Source organism: Fibrobacter sp., from assembly GCF_045131395.1.
In the GTDB taxonomy this organism is placed as follows: Bacteria; Fibrobacterota; Fibrobacteria; order Fibrobacterales; family Fibrobacteraceae; genus Fibrobacter.
In genome coordinates this window covers 1-23881 of sequence record NZ_JBGUQY010000044.1, presented here as the reverse complement: position 1 = coordinate 23881, position 23881 = coordinate 1, and the positions used below count along the sequence as shown (strand labels likewise).

Below are 23881 nucleotides of genomic sequence, written 5' to 3'. Positions count from 1 at the left end.
GTTAGAACAGACTCGGGGGAGGATTGTTGTCGTCCAACCCGGCTAAATTGCGGTCCGCATCGGACATCTCGTTCGGCGTAAAGTTGTCCAGCGGGTCTTCGGGTTCCACAATCAGGTTGTAATAGACGTTATTCTTGAGTTCGTCTTCGATGTAGAAGAGCGTTCCACCCATGGCAGAGCCGCAACCGGCGCAGGCACCCTGGTAACGAATTTTCAGGCGGTTGTCTTCGGTGAGATCAAGAATTTCCACGTCGCCACCGTCGCCCTGCAGCATGCCGCGGACGGACTGGTGCAGCCAGGCTTCTACTTTCTCGATTTTCTGGATCTTCGTCAGGGCGTTCCATTCGGCATCCGCTTCGGCACGGCCTTCGGCGGTCTGGGTGCGATACTTGATGCGTTCCATCTTTTCACGAACCAGGATAGCCGTTCCCTTCTTTTCGGGGTAGGTCTCGAGAATGCGCTGGATCAGCGTATTCATCTGCTTGATTTCGGGTGCGTTTGCGGCAATGGCCGGCACATCCGGCGTGTCGCGGAGTTCCAGTTCCAGGCTTTCGGCGGTAATGGCGCAGGCTTCGTCTACGGTAACCATCTGGATCTTCTTGCAGAATGTGTCTGCAAGAGCGGTAAACACTGGGCCGCCGTAGGTAAAGAATCTTGTTTCCAGAATCTTGTCGCATTCCGGATCGATCATCAAGTAGACCTTCAGACTAGCTTCCTTCACGTCTACGAGGGCAAGTCCCTTTTCGTCGGCTTCAATCTGGAAAATGGCTCCACGGTACTTGGGGGCCTTGGCTAATTCTTGTAACTTTTTCGATAAATTTGCGCACAGTTCTTCGCTCATGTGCCCAAATTTAGAAAAAATAGGCTGTTTTGTGTTTTTTTGTATGATGATGTTGGTGAATCATACAACAGTTTTTGCCGTAAAAAAGGACCTTTTTTCTTACGAAAAAATAATTTTCCCGAAGAATTCAGAAAGGAGTGAATTTATGAATTTCAAAAAAATTGGCTTTGCAGTTCTTGCTGCATCAGTGTTCACCTTCATGGCTTGTGAAAATTCCGCATCGGCAAGCAGTGACGATTCCAAGGGTGAAACCCAGAACATCGTCTCCAGTGATTCCAATGATGGCGGTGACAAGACTGCAGTAAGTTCTTCTAGCGAAGAAGGTGCAACGACTCAGGAATCTCAGAATGCCGGTGGCAACAATGAGTCCGACACGGGTACAGAAACTAATTCTGGTTCAGAAAGCAATTCTGGAACAGAAACGAATCCGGGAACCGATACGGAACCTTCGGCCGCAAGCTCTTCCAGCGAAGTGGAAAATCCCTTTACTATGGATACAACCTTCAACTACGCGGATTACATGAAGTGTGATGAAGAAGGTGCTACTCAAGAAATGATGGGCGGCATCACGCAGACTTGTAAGAATGGCCAGTGGACCGTTGATTCTTCTTCCATTGCGAACATGTTCTCTTGTGACGAAGAGGGGGCGACTCAGAGCCAGATGGGTTACGTGTCTGTCTGCAAGAACGGTAAATGGGAATATGACTCCACGGCAACTGCTGAAGCCAACAAGTGCGACGAAGAAGGTGCCACGAAAACAGAATCCATGGGCGGCATGATAGCTATGACCTATGTCTGTAAGGATGGCGAATGGACTATAGACATGTCTAGCTTTGGCAACATGTTTGGCGGTGATAGCACTGGAGGCTTCAATCTCGGCGATTTCGGCGGCGGAAACTTTGGTGATTTTGGTGGTGGCAACTTCGGCGGTGGAGCCGGTGGCGCAACGGCTGAATAGTCCCTAATTCTGTTAAAATCCCCTAAAAGCCTCCCATCTGGGAGGCTTTTGTCTTAATTTAGATGCTACAGACAACATTTCTATAAAAGGTATTGATTTTTTAATAAAAAAAAGATATTTTTCGGCTAGTCATTTTAAAAGGAGTTTCAAATGAAAAAGAAAATTTTGGGCCTGGCCCTTTCCCTTACTGCCGCTTTTGGCCTCATTGCTTGTGGTGATTCTAGTAGCTCTGATGATTTTTCTTGTAGAGTTACGTCCGACGCAAATTCCGTGACGATGGTCATGAGCAATATGGGTCAATCTATGTCGACTGAAGCTACTCTCCAGGGCGATAAGCTTGTGGTCTCTACAACTTTAAAAGGCTTTACATCGTCAGAAGTAGATGAAACTTGTGAGTACTTGAAACGTCAATTCGGTGGCGGCACATGCGATGGCAATACACATACTTATACGACGGATGCAGAAGATGCAACTATCGAAGAGATGAGGGTTGATGCTGAAGAGTCCTGTAAGGAAATGGAAGCTGAATTTGAAGAGTATGGTGATTATTAAGTCTTTTAATTGGAATTAAATAGTGAATCATCAAAAAGGCCTCCCGTTCGGGAGGCTTTTTAAGACCGCTCGGCTTTATTGCGTTTAGTGTTGCGCTAGGCTTTGATAATCGTATCCTTCGCAAGCACCACGATGCCGGATTCGGTCACGTGGAAGAGCTTCTTGTCGCGTTCCAAGTCGTAGCCAATCTGGAAGCCGGCCGGAATGTGCAGGCCCTTCTCGATGATGGCGCGGCGCACTTTGGCACCCGGGCCAATCGTCACGTTCGGGAAGAGGATAGATTCTTCCACCAGGGCGTCCTTTTGGATAGAGACACCGGGGGAGAGGATGCTCTTGACAACGGTGCCACCGCCAATGATACAGCCCGAAGACACGATGGAGTCGATGGCGGCACCCTGATGGGCGTTGCCGTCGCCGGCAAAGAATCTTGCAGGAGGCTGGTTCCAGTTGAAAGTACGGATGGGCCAGTAGTTGTTGTAAAGGTCAAAAGGCGGGTTTTCGGAGCAAAGGTCCATGTTTGCTTCGAAGAATGCGTCCAGCGTACCCACGTCGCGCCAGTAACCCTTGGTGCTGGCCTGTTCGCCGCGCACGATATTGGTGTTGAAGTCGTACACGTAAACGGGGTAGTCCTTGTAAAGGCTCGGGATAATGTGCTTGCCGAAGTCGGTCGCGCCGTTTTCGGCACCCTTCAAGAGTTCGCGCACCAGGAACTTGCTCGTAAAGATGTAGTTGCCCATGCTGGCGAGGCAGTAGCCGGGATTGCCGGGCATTTCTTTGGGGTTCTTGGGCTTTTCTTCGAAACCGATCATACGGTTGTCGGCATCCACTTCGATAATGCCGAATTCGCGGGCTTCGGAGACCGGCACCGGGATAGCGGCGATGGTCAAGAGGGCGGCGCGGCTCAGGTGGAAATCAATCATCTGGTTGATATCCATCTTGTAAATGTGGTCGCCACCGAAAATAGCCACCAAGTCCGGGCGTTCGTCGGTAATCAAGTTGATATTCTGGAAAATGGCGTCGGCAGTACCCTTGTACCAGTCATCACCGGTGCGCATCTGGGCAGGTACCAGGTCCACGTATTGGTCAAGACTTGCGTTCAGGTTCCAGGCGGCAGAGATGTGCTTGTTCAAGGAATCGCTCTTGAACTGGGTCAAAACCTTGATTTTGAAGATGCCGGAATTGATAAAGTTGTTCAGCACAAAGTCGATAATGCGGTAGGTTCCGCCAAAATGGACTGCCGGTTTGGCGCGGTCGCGGGTGAGGGGTTGCAGACGGCTGCCCTGGCCACCGGCCATGATCATGCAAAGGATGTTTTTCTGGTGTTCTCTAGAATAAGACCAACTCATATATTTATAACCTTGTATTCAGGGGAAAAATGCCCCTTTCGTGTATACAAGCCTAATTTATGTAATTTTAGGCAAAATGAAAAGATTTTTACAAAAAAAATCGATTTTTTTTGCGTTTGTCTGTACAGGGCAGACTGCGTGTGGCGGACGGGTGGGGTGTTTTCGTTCAAATTTTTATGAAAGCCCCTGCAATTTAAACTTTATTTTTTGTAAATTTAACCGCGTTCGAAATTATCGAAACTTAACGTTAAACCAAATAGGAGTTCCTATATGAGTCTTACACTCAACGACATCAAGCACAACAAGATCAAGGCTTGGGTTGAAGAATGCATCGCAATGTGCGAACCGGACAACGTCGTCGTCGTTGACGGTTCTAAGGAAGAATATGACGCCCTCATGCAGAAGTGCGTTAAGGCCGGCCTCGCTACGAAGCTCGCCAAGAAGGAAAACTGCTACCTGTTCCGTTCTCTTCCGTCTGACGTGGCTCGCGTCGAATCCCGTACCTTCATTTCTTCCGTGAAGGAAGAAGATGCAGGTCCGACCAACCACTGGATCGACCCGAAGGAACTCAAGGAAACCATGAAGGGCCTCTACAAGGGTTGTATGCACGGCCGTACCATGTACGTGATTCCGTTCTGCATGGGCCCCCTTGGTTCTCCGATCTCCAAGAACGGTATCGAACTGACCGACTCTGAATACGTCGTGCTCAACATGGACATCATGACTCGCGCCGGCAAGAAGGTTCTCGACATTCTCAATGCCGACCAGAACGCTGAATTCGTGCCCTGCCTCCACTCTGTTGGTAAGCCGCTCAACAACGGTGAAACCGACGGCGGTATCTGGCCCTGCGCAGACGTCGAACACAAGTACATCACCCAGTTCCCGGATGAAAAGCTCATTTGGTCCTACGGTTCTGGCTACGGTGGAAACGCCCTCCTCGGTAAGAAGTGCTTCGCTCTCCGTATCGCTACCGTTCTCGCTCGCGACGAAGGCTGGCTCGCTGAACACATGCTCATCCTCAAGCTCACCAACCCGAAGGGCGAAGTCAAGTACGTGACTGGCGCATTCCCGTCTGCTTGCGGTAAGACGAACCTCGCCATGCTCATCCCGACTATCCCGGGCTGGAAGGTCGAAACCATCGGTGACGATATTGCATGGATGAAGTTTGGCAAGGATGGCCGTCTCTATGCTATCAACCCGGAAGCCGGCTTCTTCGGCGTTGCTCCGGGCACCTCTGCAGAATCCAACAAGAACGCTCTTATCTCTGCAGAAAAGAACACCATTTACACGAACTGCGCACTCACTGAAGATGGCGACATCTGGTGGGAAGGCATTGGCTACCCGGCAACTGGCAAGCTCGTTGACTGGAAGGGCAATACCCGTGACGCTCTCCCGAAGGACAAGGCTCCGAAGGGCGAAGAAATGGCTCACCCGAACGCTCGCTTCACCGCTCCTGCCAACCAGTGCCCCTGCATTGCTAAGGAATGGGAAGATCCTGCTGGCGTGCCTATCGACGCTATCCTCTTCGGTGGTCGTCGTCCGTCTACCATTCCTCTGGTTCACCAGTCCCTCAGCTGGAACCACGGCGTGTTCCTCGGCTCCATCGTGGGTTCTGAAATCACCGCTGCTTCCACCATCAACGCTGCTGAAGTCGGTAAGATCCGTCGCGACCCGTTCGCAATCCTCCCGTTCTGCGGCTACAACATGGGTGACTACTTCAAGCACTGGATCGAAATCGGTAAGAAGTCCTCTGAAGACAAGCTCCCGAAGATCTTCTACGTTAACTGGTTCCGTAAGGATGCCAACAACGAAAAGCTTCCGGGTGGCTTCATGTGGCCGGGTTACGGTGACAACAGCCGCGTGCTCGCTTGGATCTTCGACCGTTGCAACGGCGACAACTCCAACGTTGTTGAAACCGCTATCGGTTACATGCCGAAGACCCTCAACACCGATGGTCTCGCTGACTACTACAAGGAAACCCTCCCGGAAATCCTCAAGGTTGATGTGGAAGGCTGGAAGAAGGAACTCGCTGACGTTAAGGAAAATCACTATCCGAAGTTCGGCGCTCACCTCCCGAAGGAACTCTCCGACATCATCGACATGATCCAGGATCGTCTGAACAAAGCCTAATAAGCCGAGAGTCGCGGACAAGCTTGCTTGTCCATGACCGAGGCAAAAGGCTTGCGCTCGTAAGAGCGCCAGGCATAATCGTTTCCTAACGGAAAATCCTTAAAAGAAACCGCGACTAGCTATATGGCTGGCCGCGGTTCTTTTTTACATCTATAGAAAAAATTTATGTATAAAAAGCATTTTTTGAAAAAATTTCGTCACGGGGCCCAATTTTTAGTTATATTCCAAATTGGAATAATCTAACAGATGAAATTCTGTGGAATAAGAAGAAGAGGGTAAAATATGAATCGTTATGACTTGGTTCTTCTGGGACTGATCCTGGAGAAGCAGCGCAGTGGTTACGACATCATTACCGAGGTCCGTAACCGCGAATTGGACCGCTGGGCAAACCTCAGCACATCTACCGTTTACAACAGGCTAGCTACGCTTGAAAAACACGGTGACATCGCGGGCCAGAGTGTTCGTGACGGCAACCGTCCGGAACGTGTAGTGTTCTCGATTACCGAAAAGGGTAGAGAAACCTTGCGCAAGGAAGTGCTCAAGCATTTGACCGGCTTTAACGACGACCCGAGAACGCTGGGATTTGCGTTCCTGTTTGGCTCTGACCAAAAGGAGCTGATTCGTTCGCTGGAAGCCCATGAACGTCGCCTGGTGAAAGAAGTGGAACGTCTGGAGCAGATGATTGCCGAAGAACCGCGTCCGACTCTTTTTGCCGAAGGTCCGTTCCTCAACTGCATGAGCCGCGACCACATTCTGGTGGAGCTCAAGTACGTGCGTGCCGCGATTGGAATTTTGCGCGACCCTGTTCGCAGCAGCAAACTGAACGGATACTTTTATATCAACTTTGGGAATAGAGATTTTGTGAAACCGAATCAGAAGAGCGATGTTTAGTAAACAGCGCATTCTGACTTTTCTATATTTACCGCGTTGAATTTTAACAACCCCTCTCTAACGGAGATAAAATGGCTACAAAAACAGTGAAGAAGAGCGCTGCAAAGAAGGCCCCGGCAAAGAAGACCGCTAAGGTCGCTGCCCCGAAGTATGGCTACTTTGATGACGCTGCAAAAGAATACGTGCTCACCACCCCGGCTACCCCGATCAAGTGGTGCAACTACGTCGGTACTTTGAACTTCGGCGGTATCGTCGATACGACCGGCGGCACTCTCGTTTGCAAAGGCGACCCGGCTCTTAACCGTATCACCAAGTACATTGCACAGATGCCGTGCTCTGACTTCAAGGCCAGCACTATCTACATCCGTATTAAGGATGGCAAGAACTACAAGATTTTCTCCCCGTTCTACGTTCCGACTTTGACGAAGATGGACAAGTGGGAATGCCACGTGGGTCTTTCCTACATGCGTTGGATTGCCGAAGCTTTCGGTCTTCGCGTGCAGGTCACGATTTTTGTTCCGACGGGCTCCAACACTCTCCTCCAGGACATCCAGGTGACCAACATCGCCGGTGGCGCTAAGGAAGTGGACATTATCCCGGTTTATGAATTCAGCCACTTCGAAGCTGAAAAGCAGCTCACGAACGCCGACTGGGTTCCGCAGACCATGACCCTCAAGGGCCACTGGGAAAAGGACGGCCACGTTGTTCTCGAACAGTACGCTTACATGAAGCGTGACTACGCCGTGAACTATGTTACTGCTGACTGCAAGGTCGGTTCCTTCGATGGCGACCGCCGTGTATTCCTCGGCCAGAACGAAATGGGTTCCTGGGCAAATCCGCTCAGCCTCCAGAACAAGGAACTTGCTAACAGCGAATGCGACCGTGGCGACAACATTGCCGCTCTCATGATCCACGCTGGCAAGATCGCTGCCAAGAAGACTTTCCGTACCTGCACCCAGCTCGGTCAGGAACAGAGCCTCAAGGTTGCAGCCAAGGCTATCAAGAAGTACCGCGACCTCAAGAACGTCGACAAGGCTTTCGAAGAACTCGCCAAGTTCTGGGAAAACTATCTCTCCACGATCCAGGTCAACACTCCGGATGCTGCATTCAACTCCATGGTGAACGTACACAACCCGCGTCAGTGCCACACCACGAAGAACTGGAGCCGCTACTTGTCCCTCTACCAGTTGGGCTACGGCACCAGCCGCGGTATCGGTTACCGTGACTCCAGCCAGGACCTCATGGGCGTGATGAGCCACATGCCGGAAGAAGCTCTCGTTCTTACGAAGAACCTCCTCTCCGTACAGCGTCCGGAAGGTAACGCTATGCACCAGTACGCTCCGCTTGCCCTCGAAGAAGACAACGGCAACGAAGCTAACGCCGGTGACTCCCGCGAAAAGAAGGGCGTGCTCGACGAAAACGGCAACCCGGCTTACGCAGACTGGTACGGCGATGACCACCTCTGGATCGTCCTCACAGTTGCCAACTACCTCAGAGAAACTGGCAAGATGGACCTCCTCAAGGAAGAAATTCCGTTCTACGAAGCAGGCAAGAAGCGTGCTCAGCGTGAAAAGGGCACTGTCCTTGAACACTTGAAGCGTTCTGTCAAGTTCTCTCGCGAACACCTCGGTAAGCACGGTCTTCCGCTCCTCGGCTTTGCTGACTGGAACGACTGCATGAACCTCCCGCTCGGTGCTGAATCTACGTTCAACACTGCTTTGTACGCAAAGGCTTTGCTCGAAATGATGGGCATTGAAGAAGCCCTCGGCGACAAGGAAGCCGTTGAAATGTACAAGGGCTGGTACGAAGATGTCAAGAAGGCTTTCAACGACAGCGCTTGGGACGGCAAGTGGTGGACTCGTTGGTTCGACAAGGACGGCAACGGCTACGGTGTTTCCTCTGCTAAGTACGGCAAGATCTACTGTAACGGTCAGTCCTGGCCGGTCATCTCCGGTATCGCTTTCGGCGACCGCGCAGTGCAGGGCATGGACAGCTTGAACAAGCTCCTCAACACCAAGTACGGCGTGAAGAGCTCTACTCCGGGTTACCGTGGCTTTGAACCGGCGGTCGGTGGCATCTCCACCTATCCTCCTGGAGCAAAGGAAAACGGCGGTATCTTCCTCCACACGAACCCGTGGGTGATGATTGCCGAAACGATCCTCGGCCGTGGCGACAAGGCATTTGAATACTACTGCCAGATCAACCCGGCTTCCAAGAACGGCATCCTCGACATCTTCGAATCTGAACCGTATTGCTATCCGCAGAACATCCTCGGTGACGAACACAAGCAGTTCGGTATGGGCCGTAACGCATGGCTCTCCGGCACTAGCTCCTGGACGTACCAGGCTGCAACGCAGTTCATCATCGGTATCCGTGCAAGCTTCGACGGTCTCGTTGTCGATCCTTGCATCCCGAGCGCATGGGCTGGCTTCGAAGCAACCCGTAAGTTCCGCGGTGCTACCTACCAGATCACGGTGAAGAACCCGAAGCACGTGTGCAAGGGTGTGGCTAAGATGGTTGTCGACGGTCAGGAAATCGATTCCAACGTCGCACCGGTGTTCACGAAGGGTGTTCACAAGGTCGAAGTCACTCTCGGCTAAGAAACCCATATAGCCGTCGCGATAGTTCGTCGCCTTGACTCTCGTCGTATGACTTATACGCCTTCGGTCAAGGCTCCTGCTTTCGCTAGGCTCTCTGAGTTTCTTTAAGACTTTAAAATACCTATCTCATTTTGTTGAGATAGGTGTTTTTTTCGCCTTGTCTCACTAGGCTCTAATCCAAATTATGAATTTAAAGTCCGCTTCAGATGAAGCGGATTTTTTATTTTTGTAGGTGAAAATAATTAGGTTTTGAAATGAAGAATCTTGATACGACGCTTTACTTTATTACGGATAGCACGACTGTGCCGGAAGAACGTTTTTTGCCGGTGGTGGAGGCCGCTTGCAAGGGGGGCGCGACAATCATTCAGTTGCGCGAAAAGGACAAGTCTACCCGCGAATATATGCAGCTTGCCGAGGCTGTGCATGCGATTACGAGCCGCTACAATATTCCGCTGATTATCGATGACCGCGTGGACGTGGCGCTGGCGATTGGTGCAGAGGGTGTTCATGTGGGGCAGTCCGATATGCCGGTGCATGTGGCTCGCAAGCTCATGGGCGAGAGCGCAATTATCGGTGCTACCACGAAGACGGTGCCGCAGGCTCTTGAAGCTTTTGAACAGGGAGCCGATTACTTAGGCTGTGGCGCGATTTACCCAACCACGACTCACGTGAAAACGGTTATTACTCCGGTAGAAACTTTGAAAGAAGTGGTGAAGGCGGTACCCATTCCGGTGAATGCCATTGGCGGGCTCAACAAGGACAACATCTTTGTGCTGAAGGATTCGGGCATTGCAGGAATTTGTGCGGTGTCTGCGATTATGAAGGCCGCTGATCCGGAAAGCGCAGCCTGCGAATTGAAGGCCGCATTCCTTAAGTTAAATTAAGAGTGGATTGCTTCGTCGCTGCGCTTCTCGCAATGCGTAGACTATTTGCTGCCGCGGAGCTTTTGTCCGATCTTAAGGGGAGCGCCTGGCTTCAAGTTATTGATGCGGCAGAGCGATTCGATTGAAATATTGAACCAGTTGGCGACATCCCCTTGGGAGTCGCCTTTTTGCACAACGTAATAGTTGCTGTCACGAAGTTTTGCCTGAATTTTGCGGTGGTCCGCAATGGCTTTTTTCATGGAGAACTTGGACACTCCTTCCCGGAGGGCCCAGTGGGGGAAATCGATAACGGTACAGGGGTCGATGTTGACTTCGCCGTAGCGGATTTCAAAATGGAGGTGGGCGGCGGATGACCTGCCGGAATTGCCTGCGAGGCCTACGATGTCGCCGGGGAACACCTGGTCGCCGACTTTTAGCAGGCGTTTGGAAAGGTGGGCGTAAAGGGTTTCTAGACCATTGGGGTGCTTGATAAGTACATAGTTGCCGTAGCCGCCCTTATTGTAGCGGGACATGGTAACTTCGCCGGGGTAGGCTGCGACTACGGGCTCGTCCTTGATAACGTTCACGTCTACGCCGCGGTGCAATCGATGGCTGCGGATACCGTAAGGGGAACCCACCAGGGCTTCGTGGGTGATGGGCAGCAGCATGGTGGAAAAGTCAAAGGTCTCGCCGATTTCTTGAACTTGTTCCGTTTGCTTTTTCTGCTTTTTCGCCCGTTTTTTCTTTTGGGATTCAACGATTTCGTACTCCACGCCTTCTTTATCGGCAAGGAGCGCCTTGGTGAATGCTTTGGGATCGTCTTCGTTGATTTTGACTTTCTTGGATTTCTTTTCGACTTTCTTTTCAGCCTTTTTCTTTGCCGGTTTGCTTTTTTTGGTTGTCTTGCTAGACGTCTTGTGAGATTCCTTGGAGTTGGAATTGCTCTTGGCATCGGCGGGTGTGCACAAGAGGGCGGTCGCTACGAGAATCGCGACAAACCAGCCCATCCACTTGTGAAATCCCGAAAGAACCATGAAACTATTTAAGGAAGGCGAAGAATACGGCGGCGACGATGAGGACGAAGGCGACGATGTGGTTCCACTGCAGTGCTTCGTTATTGAAGACCGTGGTGGCAATGACGGTGAATACGGTCAGGGAAATAGCTTCTTGGATGACCTTCAGCTGCATAAGGGTGAAGGGACCTCCGTTGATCCGGCTACCCATGGTGTTGGCGGGAATCATGAAGAAGTATTCGATGAGCGCTACGCCCCAGGAGGCAAGGATTACGAGAATCAGGGGCCAGTCGGTGCTGATGTGCATTTCCTTGAGTTTGAGGTTGCCGTACCAGGCGGCGGTCATAAAGACGTTACTGATAATCAGGAGGATAATGGTAAAAATTCCAACTTTCATGATAGATTTAGTTTAGTGGTTGGCGCGTAGGCGGTAAGGCTTGCCTGTGCTGAGTTGATAGGCTAGGCGGGCACGGACCTGTTCCAGGTAGGTGATGTACTTTTCGCTTTGATAGTCGCGGTAGGTCCAGTCGAAGGCGTGGAAATGCCCGTCTTGGAAGTACAGCGTAGGTTCTACGAAAATGCCGCGTTGCATGTACACGCGCTGGCGCTGGTCCTTGGTGGTGGCCAAGAAGAATTGTCCGAGGGTCATGTAGCCGGGGTCCAGGTTTACGGGACGCAGTCCTGGTGTCCCATTCTGCTTGGCGATTTCCAGTTCCACATCGTTGCTCCAGAGCTTGATGTCCACAATGGTTTCGCGGTCTACCAGAGTTTCGTAGCTGAAAAAGGCGCGAACGGGAGCTGCACCGATTTCGTCGACATAGTAATTGGTAAAGGTAAAGGGGAATGGCGGCAAAGCCAGTTCTTCTTCGCCGAAACGCTCGCGGAGTATCCCCCGGACACCTTCAACCGCCTGGGCATCCTTTGCGAGAATGCCCACGATGATTTTTACTTTTGCCGGTGTCCTTAGCTCACCCATGGGCGGTAATTTAGAAATTTTTTAGTAATTTTTGCCCATGCGTTTTCCACTTGTTATTTGTATTCTCGCATCAATTGCCTTTGCCGAGGCCCCTCGCGTTATTCCCGAAATTTTGGATTCCATTCCCCACGAAAAGACTCATTTTACCCAGGGGCTTTTTTTTGACGGAAAAGAACTGATAGAAACCACCGGCCAATACGGACAGTCGGGACTATACCGCCGCACGCTGGATGGCAAGATTCTGGATTCTGCCAAGCTTTCGGAACGCTATTTTGGTGAAGGTTCCATCGCTGTTGGCGAAGACATTTTTTATTTGACTTGGAAATCGAAAAAGGCCTTTATCTATAGCCGCAAGCCTTTTGCCCCCAAAGGTGAATTTCGCATTCCTACAGAAGGTTGGGGGCTGACCTACTGGAAAAACGCCCTTTTGATGAGCAATGGTTCCAGCGAACTTTTGCAGATTGCCTTAGGTGGGTTCAATGTAGTGGGAGTCATTTCCGTTACCGATGGCGGATACCCTCTAAAACTCTTGAACGAGCTGGAAATCGTAGGGGATACTCTTTATGCCAACGTTTGGCAGACTAGCGTCATTGCCGTGATTTCGCTCCCTAGCGGAAAGGTGGTGCGCTATTTGGATTTAAGCCGTAAAGTGGCCGAAATCCAGCGCCAGCACCCTGATGTGGACGTGCTGAACGGAATCGCCTATGACGGCAAGAACCTGTGGATTACCGGCAAGAACTGGCCGTGGATTTACAAGATTAATTTTTAAAGGACCACACGATGCCGTAAGCGAAGCGGAGTCCTTCGGGAGTATAACCGCTGGCCGGCATGTAAATGCTGTGGTTGAAGTTCTCGATGCGAGTGTAGAGCTCGAAGGAAAGAATCTGCATGCGGGCTTCAAAGTCCAGAGCCAGGTATTTCTTCATGAGTTCAAGTTCAGGGCCACCGCTTTCGCCGATGGTGCAGTCGTAACGTTCGCCGAACCATTGCCAGTCTACGCGGACGCTTACACCCAGACGGTCATACACAAAGCGGTTTTGCCAGTGGATGCTGCCCTTGTAGTAGAGTTCCGGCGTATCAATCAGTTTTAGGCTGCGGTCCAGGGTCTCGCCACGTTCCAGGTAGAATTTCCAGTTACCCAGTCTGAAGCCAACCTGCAAAAGCCAGTCCAGGCTGTTCACGTTATCGATGTTGGTCCAGGTATAGACGTCTTCCAAGGAGTTGGTCGAATCTGCATAGCCCCATTTGACCCAGCGGGGTTTTATGAGGTTATCCACGTTTTCGTAGCGCAGGCCGATTCCGTAAAAAACTTCCCGCTGCTGGTAGCCCAGGTTAAAGGTGTAGCGGTCCCGTTCTTCGTACTTGAGGTCCTTGCGGTGGAAGGCCAGGCGACCAGTTTCGTCAATCTTGAGCTGACCTACGTCGGGGAACTTGTTGTCGTGGCGCATTCCTACGTTTGCTCGCAGATGGTATGGCAAAAAGGCCAGAACGTCGGCTGAATAGGCGGGGGCGATGTCCACTTCGTTACGGACGGAACTGTTTCTCTGAAGGCCGGTCTGGGTCCGGAAAATAAACCTGTTCCAAAGGGTGTCTTTCAGTTCCAGGTAGCCTGTTTCGCGATCCTGGAAATAAGAGCGGGTGGTGTCGTTGTCGCCGGTATTGTCGGTGTTCAGGAATTCGTACTTGAATTTGATGGCCGGGTTAAAAATGGTGCGGTAGGCGATGCCGAAGTTGCCCAGCATGGATTCGTAGATTGTGGCCCTAAGGGTATCGTAATAGAGAGTATCGGTGTGCTGTTCGCCGAGGGTGTCTACATAGTCTCGGGTTCCCTTGAAAATATGGGGCAGGGAATCCAGTGCAATTTCGTGTTCGTTGTAGGTGAAGTCCGTAGAAAGAGTCAGCTTTTTAGTGGGGTAGACTTCGATGCCTCCGCCATAACCAAAGGTATGGATTTCTGTTACGTAGGGGTCAGCCTGAAATGTGCGAACAGACTTGTCGAGAGTATCCAGCAGAACCTTGTGATTGGGGTTGTCGGCATTTCTCAGGTCAACATAGTTCAGCTTAGCGAAGGCCTTGCCCCATCCGAATCGCCAGGTAAGAATGGGCTGGATGTGCATGCTGTTCATGGCGATGTTGCGGCCGGCAAAAGGAATTTGCGAGGAGTCGCGACCCATGGCGAAATAGGGCGAGTGGGTCACGTTCTGGTAGCTGTATTCCTTGGAGTCTATATCGGAGTGGCTAGCTAGCCCGAATTCCAGGGAGACGGAATCGGTTACCAGTCTGCGAAAGTCGAGGCGTAAAGCGTTTCCACCGAAGGCTGGACGTTCCCAGTTCAGGTCGGTCACGGGGGTATCGACGGGGATTCCCTTCCGTTCTTCAAAGAGTATTCCGTTTTCGCCGTTCAAGCCCAGGGTGGTGGCGTCATAACCGAGGCGGGTGGTGAATATGCCTGCCAGCTTGCTGGGGTAGCGGGTCTGGATAGAACCCATGCCCATATGGTCGGGATCCAGTTCGGGAGCTCCGAGAATGGATGTGCCCAGCAACCATTCGGATTTTTGGCCCGAAATGTCGTAGGTGCGCTGCATGAGTTCTCGGTGAGGCAATACCCAACGGCCTGCGTCGGTTTCGCGGGCTGCCGGATCAATTCCCCATGGCGTCTTGTAGACAGAATCTTGAGCAGAGGGCGTCACATAGCGGTCAGGAACCAGGGGCTCTGCAAATAGGGAAGCTACCAAAAAAAGAATAAAAAGAAGGAGCGCGCGCATCAGTACCATTCTGCTCTCAGTTTTTCACGGCGTTCACGGAGGGCGTTCACTACGGAATAGGGCATTTTCATGCAGTTGGGCGGGTATGCGCCAGCTTCGGTATGGAAGTCCGAACCGCCGGTGCCTATAAGGCCGAATTTTTGAGCCATCTCTTTGTACTTACGGCCCACGGCACCCTTCTGGGCGGGGCTGTAGACTTCGATTCCCTGTACGCCCCATTCTACCATATTTTCGATGAATTCATCGGAAAGGCCCGATTTGTAGGGATGAGCGAGCACGGCGATTCCACCGGCATTTTCAATGAGCTTGATGGTCTGCTGGGGGTTCAGGCCCTTCTTTTCTACAAAGGCCACACAGCCGTCACCCAGGTACTTGGTGAAAGCTTCAGAGAAGTTGGAAATGTATTCTTCGTCCACCATGGACATGGCGATGTGGGGGCGACCGATGACCTTGCCCTTGCAGTAGCTTACGACCTTTTCGTAAGAAATGTCGATGCCCAGGGCGTTCAGCTTTTTGATAATGGCCTTGGCGCGGGTAATTCTCTGCTTGGCGAAATCCTGAAGTTCCATGTTCAGGGCCAGGTTCGTGGGGTCGCAGTAGTAGCCCAGAATATGGATGTCCTTGCCCTGCCATACGGCCGAAATCTCAATCCCGGGGATAATTTCGAGGCCAATATCCTTGGCCGGTTCTGCGGCCAGGTTGTAGCTATCCAGGTTGTCGTGGTCGGTAATGGAAATGCAGCGAAGCCCCTTGCGTTTGCAAAGGACCAGCAATTCTTCGACAGAAAGGTTACCATCCGAGAGTTTGGTGTGCATGTGGAGGTCCGCATAGCCACCGCTTTCGGTAATGATGGTGGAATAACCTTTTTGCATTACTTGACCCCGTAGTACTGGCTAATCAGGGCCGCTTCAGTGGATTGGGTGGGGTGCAGGCAGACGTTCAAGAAGGGGAAACAGTTCTCGTCCGAGAAGCCGATTCTGCAACCTGCGCCACTGACTTTGGCTAGGTAAAGGGTGGGCAAAAATGCTTCGCCCAGGTAAATGCATACCTTCGGAGCGAATTCTTTGCACTTGGATTCCATTTCTTCAAAAACACTTTCGCCGTAACGGCATTCAAGGTCGCTGTAGTAAACGGCCGTTGCACGCCTTGCCGAAACTAGGACCTGCTGCGATTCGTGAGCGCACAGGAATGCATTCTTAAAAAACACATCGGGCATGGCTCGCATGAATACGGCGGACTTTTCCAAGTTGCGGTCCAAGAAAACCAATGTCTTGGGATACCCTTTTAGGGATGCCGGAAAATCAAACACACCGGAGTCTTCGCCAGCCTGATTTAAAAACCATTTGAACAACGATTCTTTGCTCTTGAATCGCTTAAAAAAGTATTTAAAACAATCTTTAAAATATGGTGACGGTTTCACGTCCAAAATATACTAATTTTGGGCCATGCCTAAACAGAAATTTTATGCGATAAAGTCCCCTAACGAAAGTAAAATCGTCATGACTTGGGCCGAGTGCGAAAAATTGACCCATGGGGTCAAGGGTGTGCTCTTTAAATCCTTCGGTTCCCGTGCCGAAGCAGAAGCATGGATTTCTGGAATGGATGCTCCCGTGCCCGAAGGCTTGCGGGTTTTTGTGGACGGATCCTTCTCGCCAGGATTTGCAAAATCGGGTTGGGCATTCGTGGTAACCGAAAACGACAAGGAAATTGCCCGAGGTTCCGGCATTACGGCCTTCGATGCCGAAAGTCGTAACATTGATGGCGAGGTGATGGCCTCTTACCAGGCCATGCGCTGGCTCGATGCCAACGACAAGTGCGGTGTGATTTGCCATGACTACGAAGGCATCGCCCGTTGGGCTAAAGGCGAATGGCAGGCCAAAAGCAATATCGCCAAGCGTTACGTGGCGGCGGCCCAGCCTTACTTGCATCGTGTGAGTTTCGAGAAGGTAGAAGCCCATACCGGCGTCAAGTGGAATGAACTTGTAGACAAGCTAGCCAAGGACGCCATTGCCCGCGCCAAGAAATAAAGTCGGCATGACCGAGGCAGGTGTTTGTTCTGCAATCAAAGTTTGACAATTTGTAAAAAATGAAGATTTCTGCAAACACGTGTTTGCAGGTTTTTATGTTTTTTCGCTTTTGGGGCTGGACTGTGACTAAATTTGTTTTTGCCGGCGAATGTCGGCAATTTGCTATCCACCCGATGGCGAATTTTCAGTTGGGGAGTCCCGCCAATTCTAGGTGCGGCGGGGCTTCTTTCTAAATCGCAGGAATGCTATTTCTTGCGGTCTTGCCAGGTACTCTCGTTAAAGAGCTGGCCTTCGGAAAGACCGTATTTTTCTTGAATTCCGGCTTCGCGGATGGCGTCTTCGATGGCGATTTTACCGCGGATGGCCTGGGTGTAAATGACGACTTTGCGGCGCACGGTTTCGGTGTCTTCGGTGAGCATTTCTAGGCGGTAGTGGTTGACTCCGGCTGCGTTGAGTTTCGGCAAGAGCTTTAAGGCCGATTGAGGCTTGCCCACAAACAGAGTGTTGCGGCATTCCGCGTCGCTCTGCAAGAAGTGGCGTTCGCCCTTGTGGTCCAGAATTTCCACCTTGTGCTTGGTGCAAATCTTGCCGCATTCCGGGAAGCGACGGCCCGTGGTGAGGGCGCGGGCGAAGGCGCAGTATTCCGAATGGAAGGCGGGCATGTACTGGTGCAGCGTGAGTTCCAGGCGCGAACCGTCGATGTTTTGCAGTAGGTCGAAAAGCTGGGTGCTGTTCAAGTCCCAAGAGGGGTGGAGTGTCGAGAGGCCTTGCGAAAGGAGCCAGTCGTAACTTGCACTGTTGGCGGCATTTAGGCTGTAGTCGCCGGTGAGGGGGATTCCGCTTTCTTTGAGGATGGAGAGCGCCCCCAGATTGCGCACCAGGGCAAAGTCCGGGCAAAGCCGTAAAATGTTCTTGAGGTAATGGCTTTCGCCCGGCTTGTGGATGCGAAGCGTCGCCATGCCCGCCGCAAAGCCGAGGTCGCGAATCTGCTGCAGGGATTCGTCGTATTTGACGCCCCAGTCGAAATCCATGATGACTCGGTCGATATCAAGGCCCTTGAGGGCGGCAATCTGGTCGGGGTTACGCACGAGTACGCTGATCATCGGGCGTGTATTTTGCGGCTTTTCTGGCGAGGATTGCGCCGATTTAAATGTGGCACGAGTGCTTTCCAGGAACGCCTTGCCGGCCTCCGCCTTGGGTGAAAGATCTTTCCATTGGCAGCGAATTTCGTCCAGCTTTTCGGCGGCGTTCTGGCGGAGAGTCCTCAGGACTTTCCCCGGGATGAATGCCCCCCGTTCCACCTGGATGTCCAAATGCTTGAGCTGGTAGGCGGTGGCGCTCAGGCCCGAAAGTTCCTTCTGGGCCAAATCATGGAGAGCCTTGTCCGCTTCGTTTTTGCTGCGATTTTCGCTGTTTCGGGCGGCTTCGAGGGGCGTTTCGGCTTCGACTTCTGCGGAATGCCTCGGTCCGTCGCTCATCGTAAGCTTCAGGGGTTCGCCGATTTTTCCGGAAAGCTCCATGTTCACGGGAATGCGTTCTTCGAGATTGCGGTCCGTGAAAGTCTTGCGCAGTTCACGTTCAAGCGCAGGGGAGTCGTTGCGGTAAACTTGCATGCCAACGGCAATCTGGCGGGTATCGAAATCGCGCCCGAATTCCATACGCAAGTACTTGGGCTCGCCGCGCTTCGGGTGCGGCAAATGGGTGACTTGCGCGGCGTAGAGTCTGCTGCCGATGCTAACGCTGAGGGCTGCATTTTCGAAGAGGATGCCGTCGCCGGGTTGCGGGTAAGTGGAACCTACCGATTCATCGAGGGCGATGATAATCTGCCCGCGTTCGGTTTTCGCGACTTGCCCGAGAGCCATGCCGTGGTGGTTGCTGAAGGTACCGTTCACCAGTTCCTGATGGTTATCACCATCGAGCCAGCCAGTATTGAGCCCGCGACTAAAGAGCACTTCCAGGGGTTCCATGTCCTTGGAATCTAGCGGAATCTTGTTCAGGGCCTTGCGGTAGGCCCGGGACACGGCTGCCACGTATTCGGGGCTCTTGAGGCGGCCTTCGACTTTGAGCGAATTTACGTCGATTTCTTCCAATTCGGCCAGTTTCGGCAGGGCGCACAAGTCACGGGTGCTAAAAAGGTATTGGGCGTCGGTGTCCCGGAATTCCTTGCCGTCTACAAAAATGCGGTAGGGAAGTCGGCAACTTTGGGCGCATTGGCCACGGTTCGCGCTGCGACCGCCAAAGTTTTCGCTGGTGAGGCACTGGCCCGAGTAGCTAACGCAAAGGGCCCCGTGAATAAAAACTTCGAGTTCCAGGTCGGTTCCGCCCTTGATTGTCGCGATTTCTTTGGCCGAAAGTTCGCGAGCCAAGACGGCGCGGTTAAAACCGATGGATTTTACCAGATTGACGCCTTCGGCGCTGGCCAGGGTCATCTGAGTGCTGGCATGAATCTCTTGATTGGGGGCTATGGCGCGGATCAGGCGGGCAAGGCCGATGTCCTGAATAATGAAGGCGTCGGGCTCCAGGGAGATGATTTTCTCCAGAAATTCGGGCAATTCCCAAAGTTCCCGTTCGAAAACCAGCACGTTCATGGCCAAAAAAGTGCGTACTCCGCGAATGCGGGCGTAGCGGATCATGTCGCGGACATCGTCGAACGTAAAGTCTTCGGTGCGGCCTCGGGCATTCCAGTGGGGGACTCCAAAGTAAACCGCATCGGCCCCGTTTTTAACGGCGGCTTCGAGCATTTCGCGGGTTCCCACCGGCAAAAGCAGTTCCGGCGATGTCGTTGCATTAATCATATGGCCAAAGATAGAAAACTTGATATAAATCTTCGTTATTTTTCTATATTCTGTGTATGAAATCCAAAATTACTTTGTCTGCAACCATCCTTTCCGCTTTCGCCTTTTTTGCCTTTTTTTCGTTATCTGCATGCACAGACGAGGCGGCCGAGGCCGAAATGAATCGCTTGGCGGCCGAAAATGCCGTGCTCCAGGGGCAGGTGGATTCGTTGCAGAAAAACTTGGATTCACTGACCGCTTACGGCGATTCTGTCAAAAAATCGCTGGAAAAGCTCGATATGCATCCTTAAACCGCCACCGGTAGAGCGGTTTTAGGGATATTTCTTAACCATTAATCCCCAATCATTTAACAGTTTTGTTATATTTGCCGCCGTGGCTCACAATGGCCTCTTGCTACGGCAGAGGCACCTTAAATAGTTTCGCAGGCCCAATTTGCCCGAAACCTTATCGCCGTCAAGCCTCTCAGGAGGCGCTAGTAAGATGGCTTTAAGCACACAAAAACACGAACCAGCCACACCGCCTGCGGGTTTATTTCCAGCCTGCACCTGCGGTCAACCCTTACTTATGAGGTGCCCCGAATGGAATACATCGCACTCGCACTCTCACTCGTTGCAGTGATTCTGTGCATCGTTATCCTCACGAAGGTTAACAAGCTCCTTACCATGCTTCGTACCCCGATTTTCAAGAAGCTCACACCGGACATGAACTTGAAGCCGGCTTCCCGTCGCCCGATCAGCGCACAGGAAATGGCTCAGCGCGGTGAACGCAAGGAAAATCGCCAGAACAACAATGGCAAGGACCGTCCTGCTAAGGAAAATCGCGACAACCGCTCCGCTGACAAACAGCAGCAGCCGTCTCGCGAACGTAATGAACAACGTGACCGTGGCAACCGCCGCGATCGTCGCGACCGCCGCGAAGGCCGTCGTGAACAGAACGTTGAAGCTCAGAACGCCGCTGCCGAAGCCCAGGCTCCTGTTGCAGCAGCCCCCGCCGTCGAAGCCGCCCCGGCCGCAGCTCCTGAAGCTCGCCGCCCGCTGGCTCCGCGTATTCCGGTTGAAACTCCGGCCGCTCCTGCCGTTGAAGCTCCGGTCGCTGCCCCTGCAGCACCCGTCGCTGAAGCCGCTGTCGAAGCCGTCGAAACCACCTTCGATCCGTCCAAGGTCCGCTATGGCCGTCGCAACGTGATCAAGAAGGCTCCGGAACTCGCCGACGAAGCATAATTGAGCACGCGCTAGCGCGAAAAATTAAAAGCCTCCGGTCATTGACCGGAGGTTTTCTTTTTTCCAATGCGAACAATGATCTATGAGAACTCCAAAAGGATTAGTATGTCATTGTTCGCCCTTCGCTTCGACAACAGACTGGCTGTCTGTTGCCTCAGCTCGGCATAATAATTTATCTGAAATTAGAACTCTACCAGGCCCTTGTCGGCGTCAGCGAGAATCACCTTGGTGGCCATGCCAACGAACAGGCCGTGACCCACGATACCCACGATGTGTTCCAGGTCGCGGGCGAGCTTGTCGGCGTCTTCGATAATTCCGAACTTGGCGTCTGCAATCAGGTTGCCCGAGTCGCTAATCACCGGACCGTCCTTGCCCGGAGCGCCCATGCGCACCTTCAGGTCGCCGCCCAGCTTCTTCACGCGTTCGGTCACCACGGCGATAGCACCCGGGATGATTTCCAGAGGTACTGCGAACTTTTCGCCGAGCTTGTTCACCTTCTTGCCGGAATCGGCGATAATTACGTAGTTGTCGGTCATGGAGGCCACAATCTTTTCGAGCAGGTGAGCAGCTCCGCGGCCCTTGATCAAATTGCGCTGGTCGTCGATTTCGTCGGCACCGTCAATCACCATGTCCAGGTGGCTGACTTCGCCCATTTCCTTGAGCGGAATGCCCAGGCTGCGGCACTGCAGCGTGGTGCTCCAGCTGGTGCTCACGCCCACGACATGCAAACCTTCGGTCTTGATGCGTTCGGCCAGGCGGTTCACCATATGGGCAGCAGTGCTTCCCGTACCGAGACCCACGGTCATGCCGTCCTTGATCATGTCTGCAGCGCGTACGCCTGCAGCCTTCTTGAGTTCATCCATCGATGCCATCAGCGCCATCTCCTATTGAGGTTGTTGTCGTTAAAATCTTCATTTTCGCCGTCAAAATCGCCGAAATCGTCATATTCGTCGCGATCGGGGTAACCGCTTTCGAGCTCGCTAAAGCTCGGCTGGTCAATGCCCACCACGGTCACGTCGAAGGTCAGGTCTTTGCCGGCAAAGGGGTGGTTACCGTCCACGATCACCGTGTCCTTCTTGATTTCCTTGATGGTGTAAATCCCGTCGGATTCGTCATCGTCGTCCAGGTTCAGGCCGTCCACGAATTCGTCGGCAGTTTCGGGCAGCTGGAATTCGCGCACATCTTCGTCCATGTACATCTCGAGTTCCATGCCCAGCCAGATTTCGCCCACTTCGCGGAGTTCGTCCTTGGGAACTTCCATGACCAGGTCGGGGCGGTAGGGGCCGTAGCCCTTTTCAAAAGGAATATCGACTGAAAATGATTCGTTCAGGTGGCGACCTTCCAAGGCGTCTTCAAGTCCCGGAATAATGTTGTTGAACCCGTGGATATACACGAACGGGTAGCTCGCGGGCACTTCTTCGAGAATTTTTCCGGTGCGTTCTTTTAAAGAGTAGGCAATGCTGACCTTCAGCTTGTCTTGAATCGTTTCCATACGCGCCCAAATATAGCAAGTTTTGTTAAATTTGCTCTATGCTTTACGGAATTTGCTCTGACATCCATTCGAATGCGGTTGCCTTTGAAGCGGTTATTGCTTCTATGAAAGACAACAATGTCGATAGGAAAGTTTGCCTTGGTGATTTAGTGGGTTATGGTGCCGATCCGGACGAATGCGTTCGTCTTGCTCGCGAGAATATGGATATTTGCATTATCGGTAACCATGACAGTGTGGCTATTAAGCACGAATCCAGCGCGGGGTTCAACCCCTATGCCAAGCAGGCGATTGAATGGACTCAGAATCATTTGTCTGACGAATCCGTCTCGTACTTGAGGACGCTCCCGTACATTTGCGAAGAAAACGATATTTGCTTTGTGCACGCTTCGCCCCTTTCGCCTGCCGACTGGGTGTACGTGACCGAACTGGAAGACGCCCTCGACGCTTTTGACCACTTTAAGGGCCGCTATTGCTTTGTGGGCCACACCCACAGTCCGGTGATTGTCGCTAGCCGCCCCAATGCCATTCCGAAGATTCTGGACGAATACGAATACACCATCGAAGACACGGAACGCCTGTTGGTGAACGTGGGTAGCGTGGGCCAGCCCCGCGACCGCGATCCGCGCTCTTGCTGGTGCTTGCTGGATACCGAGACCAAGTGCGTGCGCCTGATTCGCGTGGACTACGATGTGTACCAGACCCAGGAACGCATGAAAAAGGCCGGCATGCCGAGTTTCTTGATTGACCGCCTGAGTGTAGGCCGCTAGTCCCATGAAATGGGTTCTTGCTGTATTTGGTAAGGCTGGCTCGCCGTTCATTGCCGACGAGGTGGACAAGTACGTCAAGCGCCTGCGTGGGGGAATGTTCCCGCTGGAAGTGGTGGAGCTCAAGGAATCTAAAATTGACGACCGCCTGCAGGCCCTTGCCCAAGAAGCGACACTTTTTGACAAGAAATTTCCGAAGTCGGAATACCGCCGTGTGATTTTGTCTGAAGAAGGCAAGCTCATGGATACGGTAAAGCTTTCGGATACCTTGCGCGACCGTTTTCCGGGCAACATCGTCTTTTTGATCGGGTCGGCTTACGGCATTGACGAGAACCTGAAAAAGACGGCGGACTTGCTCTTGTCGCTTTCTCCGCTGACCTTTACCCATGACCACGCCCGCGTACTTTTTGCAGAACAGCTTTACCGCGTGCAGATGGTGATGCAGAATCATCCGTATCATCACCGTTAATCGGTGGCCGTTTGCGCGTGGCGCTGAAATTCGGCAATTTTTTTGAAAAAATGCGTTTTCACCCCTTGACAGGGCTCCATTTTAATTCTATTATTGTGCGCGTCCTAAGCGACTATGGATGATTAGCTCAGTTGGTAGAGCAGCTGACTCTTAATCAGCGGGTCGCAGGTTCGACCCCT

Annotated in this window: 23 protein-coding genes; 12 read left to right on the top strand and 11 right to left on the bottom strand. The window is 52.3% G+C overall.

The features are described from left to right. Window position 1: 1 nt before the first annotated feature. Window positions 2–841, bottom strand: a complete 840-nt coding sequence (locus ACJMNB_RS10700; protein WP_405342275.1) for a NifU family protein — start codon at window positions 839–841, stop codon at window positions 2–4. 145 nt (window positions 842–986) lie between these two features. Here ACJMNB_RS10700 and ACJMNB_RS10695 point away from each other — a divergent pair, with 145 nt between their 5' ends. Next, entirely contained in the window at window positions 987–1799 is an 813-nt protein-coding gene (locus ACJMNB_RS10695) for a hypothetical protein (RefSeq protein ID WP_405342273.1), read from the top strand. A gap of 150 nt (window positions 1800–1949) precedes the next feature. Beyond that, window positions 1950–2351 (top strand): hypothetical protein, encoded by a 402-nt coding sequence (locus ACJMNB_RS10690; protein WP_405342271.1) that lies wholly within the window; start codon window positions 1950–1952, stop codon window positions 2349–2351. A 95-nt stretch (window positions 2352–2446) separates the two neighbouring features. Here the strand turns inward: ACJMNB_RS10690 and glgC are convergent, their stop codons facing one another. Next, on the bottom strand, window positions 2447–3697 hold the full coding sequence (gene glgC / locus ACJMNB_RS10685; protein ID WP_298770368.1) for a glucose-1-phosphate adenylyltransferase: 1251 nt from the start codon (window positions 3695–3697) through the stop codon (window positions 2447–2449). A 270-nt stretch (window positions 3698–3967) separates the two neighbouring features. Between glgC and ACJMNB_RS10680 the strand changes: the two genes are divergently transcribed. The 4 genes from ACJMNB_RS10680 to thiE all read left to right on the top strand — a co-directional run bounded on the left by ACJMNB_RS10680 (window position 3968) and on the right by thiE (window position 10202). Beyond that, window positions 3968–5827 (top strand): phosphoenolpyruvate carboxykinase (GTP), encoded by a 1860-nt coding sequence (locus tag ACJMNB_RS10680; protein WP_405342269.1) that lies wholly within the window; start codon window positions 3968–3970, stop codon window positions 5825–5827. Between the two features lie 282 nt (window positions 5828–6109). Beyond that, entirely contained in the window at window positions 6110–6718 is a 609-nt protein-coding gene (locus tag ACJMNB_RS10675; RefSeq protein WP_405342267.1) for a PadR family transcriptional regulator, read from the top strand. Window positions 6719–6789: 71 nt separating this feature from the next. Then, window positions 6790–9318 (top strand): GH36-type glycosyl hydrolase domain-containing protein, encoded by a 2529-nt coding sequence (locus ACJMNB_RS10670; protein WP_405342265.1) that lies wholly within the window; start codon window positions 6790–6792, stop codon window positions 9316–9318. Window positions 9319–9572: 254 nt separating this feature from the next. Continuing rightward, the gene (gene thiE, locus ACJMNB_RS10665) at window positions 9573–10202 is read left to right on the top strand and encodes a thiamine phosphate synthase (protein WP_405342263.1); all 630 of its coding nucleotides are present in this window, start codon (window positions 9573–9575) and stop codon (window positions 10200–10202) included. A gap of 41 nt (window positions 10203–10243) precedes the next feature. On the opposite strand, the gene ACJMNB_RS10660 is transcribed toward thiE, so the two are convergent. Genes ACJMNB_RS10660 through ACJMNB_RS10650 form a run of 3 tightly spaced genes read right to left on the bottom strand, consistent with a single transcriptional unit; the run spans window position 10244 to window position 12170 of the window. Beyond that, on the bottom strand, window positions 10244–11215 hold the full coding sequence (locus ACJMNB_RS10660; RefSeq protein ID WP_405342261.1) for a peptidoglycan DD-metalloendopeptidase family protein: 972 nt from the start codon (window positions 11213–11215) through the stop codon (window positions 10244–10246). A gap of 4 nt (window positions 11216–11219) precedes the next feature. Beyond that, window positions 11220–11591, bottom strand: a complete 372-nt coding sequence (locus ACJMNB_RS10655) for a DMT family protein (protein ID WP_405342259.1) — start codon at window positions 11589–11591, stop codon at window positions 11220–11222. A 12-nt stretch (window positions 11592–11603) separates the two neighbouring features. Then, a complete protein-coding gene (locus ACJMNB_RS10650) occupies window positions 11604–12170 on the bottom strand; it encodes a DUF4416 family protein (protein WP_405342257.1) in 567 nt (188 codons plus the stop codon). Window positions 12171–12207: 37 nt separating this feature from the next. Between ACJMNB_RS10650 and ACJMNB_RS10645 the strand changes: the two genes are divergently transcribed. After that, window positions 12208–12939 (top strand): glutaminyl-peptide cyclotransferase, encoded by a 732-nt coding sequence (locus ACJMNB_RS10645; RefSeq protein WP_405342255.1) that lies wholly within the window; start codon window positions 12208–12210, stop codon window positions 12937–12939. Here ACJMNB_RS10645 and ACJMNB_RS10640 read toward each other — a convergent pair. From ACJMNB_RS10640 to ACJMNB_RS10630, 3 genes are read right to left on the bottom strand one after another with little or no spacing between them, the layout of a single operon-like run. Beyond that, entirely contained in the window at window positions 12929–14905 is a 1977-nt protein-coding gene (locus ACJMNB_RS10640) for a hypothetical protein (protein ID WP_405342253.1), read from the bottom strand. The genes ACJMNB_RS10645 and ACJMNB_RS10640 overlap by 11 nt on opposite strands. Before the next feature lie 29 nt (window positions 14906–14934). Continuing rightward, a complete protein-coding gene (locus tag ACJMNB_RS10635) occupies window positions 14935–15807 on the bottom strand; it encodes a PHP domain-containing protein (RefSeq protein ID WP_405342251.1) in 873 nt (290 codons plus the stop codon). Then, window positions 15807–16286, bottom strand: a complete 480-nt coding sequence (locus ACJMNB_RS10630; RefSeq protein ID WP_405342249.1) for a hypothetical protein — start codon at window positions 16284–16286, stop codon at window positions 15807–15809. Before ACJMNB_RS10630 ends, ACJMNB_RS10635 begins: the two co-directional genes overlap by 1 nt. 94 nt (window positions 16287–16380) lie before the next feature. Between ACJMNB_RS10630 and ACJMNB_RS10625 the strand changes: the two genes are divergently transcribed. Continuing rightward, window positions 16381–16962 carry a viroplasmin family protein gene (locus ACJMNB_RS10625; RefSeq protein ID WP_405342247.1) on the top strand — a complete coding sequence of 194 codons (582 nt, stop codon included), beginning with the start codon at window positions 16381–16383 and terminating at the stop codon, window positions 16960–16962. A 245-nt stretch (window positions 16963–17207) separates the two neighbouring features. Here the strand turns inward: ACJMNB_RS10625 and ACJMNB_RS10620 are convergent, their stop codons facing one another. Then, the gene (locus ACJMNB_RS10620; protein WP_405342245.1) at window positions 17208–19757 is read right to left on the bottom strand and encodes a DUF3656 domain-containing protein; all 2550 of its coding nucleotides are present in this window, start codon (window positions 19755–19757) and stop codon (window positions 17208–17210) included. A gap of 56 nt (window positions 19758–19813) precedes the next feature. On the opposite strand from ACJMNB_RS10620, the gene ACJMNB_RS10615 reads away from it, so the two are divergent. Further along, window positions 19814–20047: a hypothetical protein gene (locus tag ACJMNB_RS10615; protein WP_405342243.1), complete on the top strand. Its 234-nt coding sequence runs from the start codon at window positions 19814–19816 to the stop codon at window positions 20045–20047. 288 nt (window positions 20048–20335) lie between these two features. Continuing rightward, the gene (locus tag ACJMNB_RS10610) at window positions 20336–20977 is read left to right on the top strand and encodes a hypothetical protein (protein ID WP_405342241.1); all 642 of its coding nucleotides are present in this window, start codon (window positions 20336–20338) and stop codon (window positions 20975–20977) included. A gap of 182 nt (window positions 20978–21159) precedes the next feature. Here the strand turns inward: ACJMNB_RS10610 and rpiA are convergent, their stop codons facing one another. Then, a complete protein-coding gene (rpiA, locus tag ACJMNB_RS10605) occupies window positions 21160–21849 on the bottom strand; it encodes a ribose-5-phosphate isomerase RpiA (protein ID WP_233144359.1) in 690 nt (229 codons plus the stop codon). Continuing rightward, window positions 21849–22469 carry a peptidylprolyl isomerase gene (locus tag ACJMNB_RS10600; RefSeq protein ID WP_405342239.1) on the bottom strand — a complete coding sequence of 207 codons (621 nt, stop codon included), beginning with the start codon at window positions 22467–22469 and terminating at the stop codon, window positions 21849–21851. Before ACJMNB_RS10600 ends, rpiA begins: the two co-directional genes overlap by 1 nt. A gap of 38 nt (window positions 22470–22507) precedes the next feature. Here ACJMNB_RS10600 and ACJMNB_RS10595 point away from each other — a divergent pair, with 38 nt between their 5' ends. Both ACJMNB_RS10595 and ACJMNB_RS10590 read left to right on the top strand, forming a co-directional pair. After that, complete coding sequence (locus tag ACJMNB_RS10595) at window positions 22508–23236, top strand: metallophosphoesterase family protein (protein WP_405342237.1); 729 nt, start codon at window positions 22508–22510, stop codon at window positions 23234–23236. A 4-nt stretch (window positions 23237–23240) separates the two neighbouring features. Further along, entirely contained in the window at window positions 23241–23702 is a 462-nt protein-coding gene (locus tag ACJMNB_RS10590) for a 23S rRNA (pseudouridine(1915)-N(3))-methyltransferase RlmH (RefSeq protein WP_405342235.1), read from the top strand. Window positions 23703–23881 lie beyond the last annotated feature (179 nt).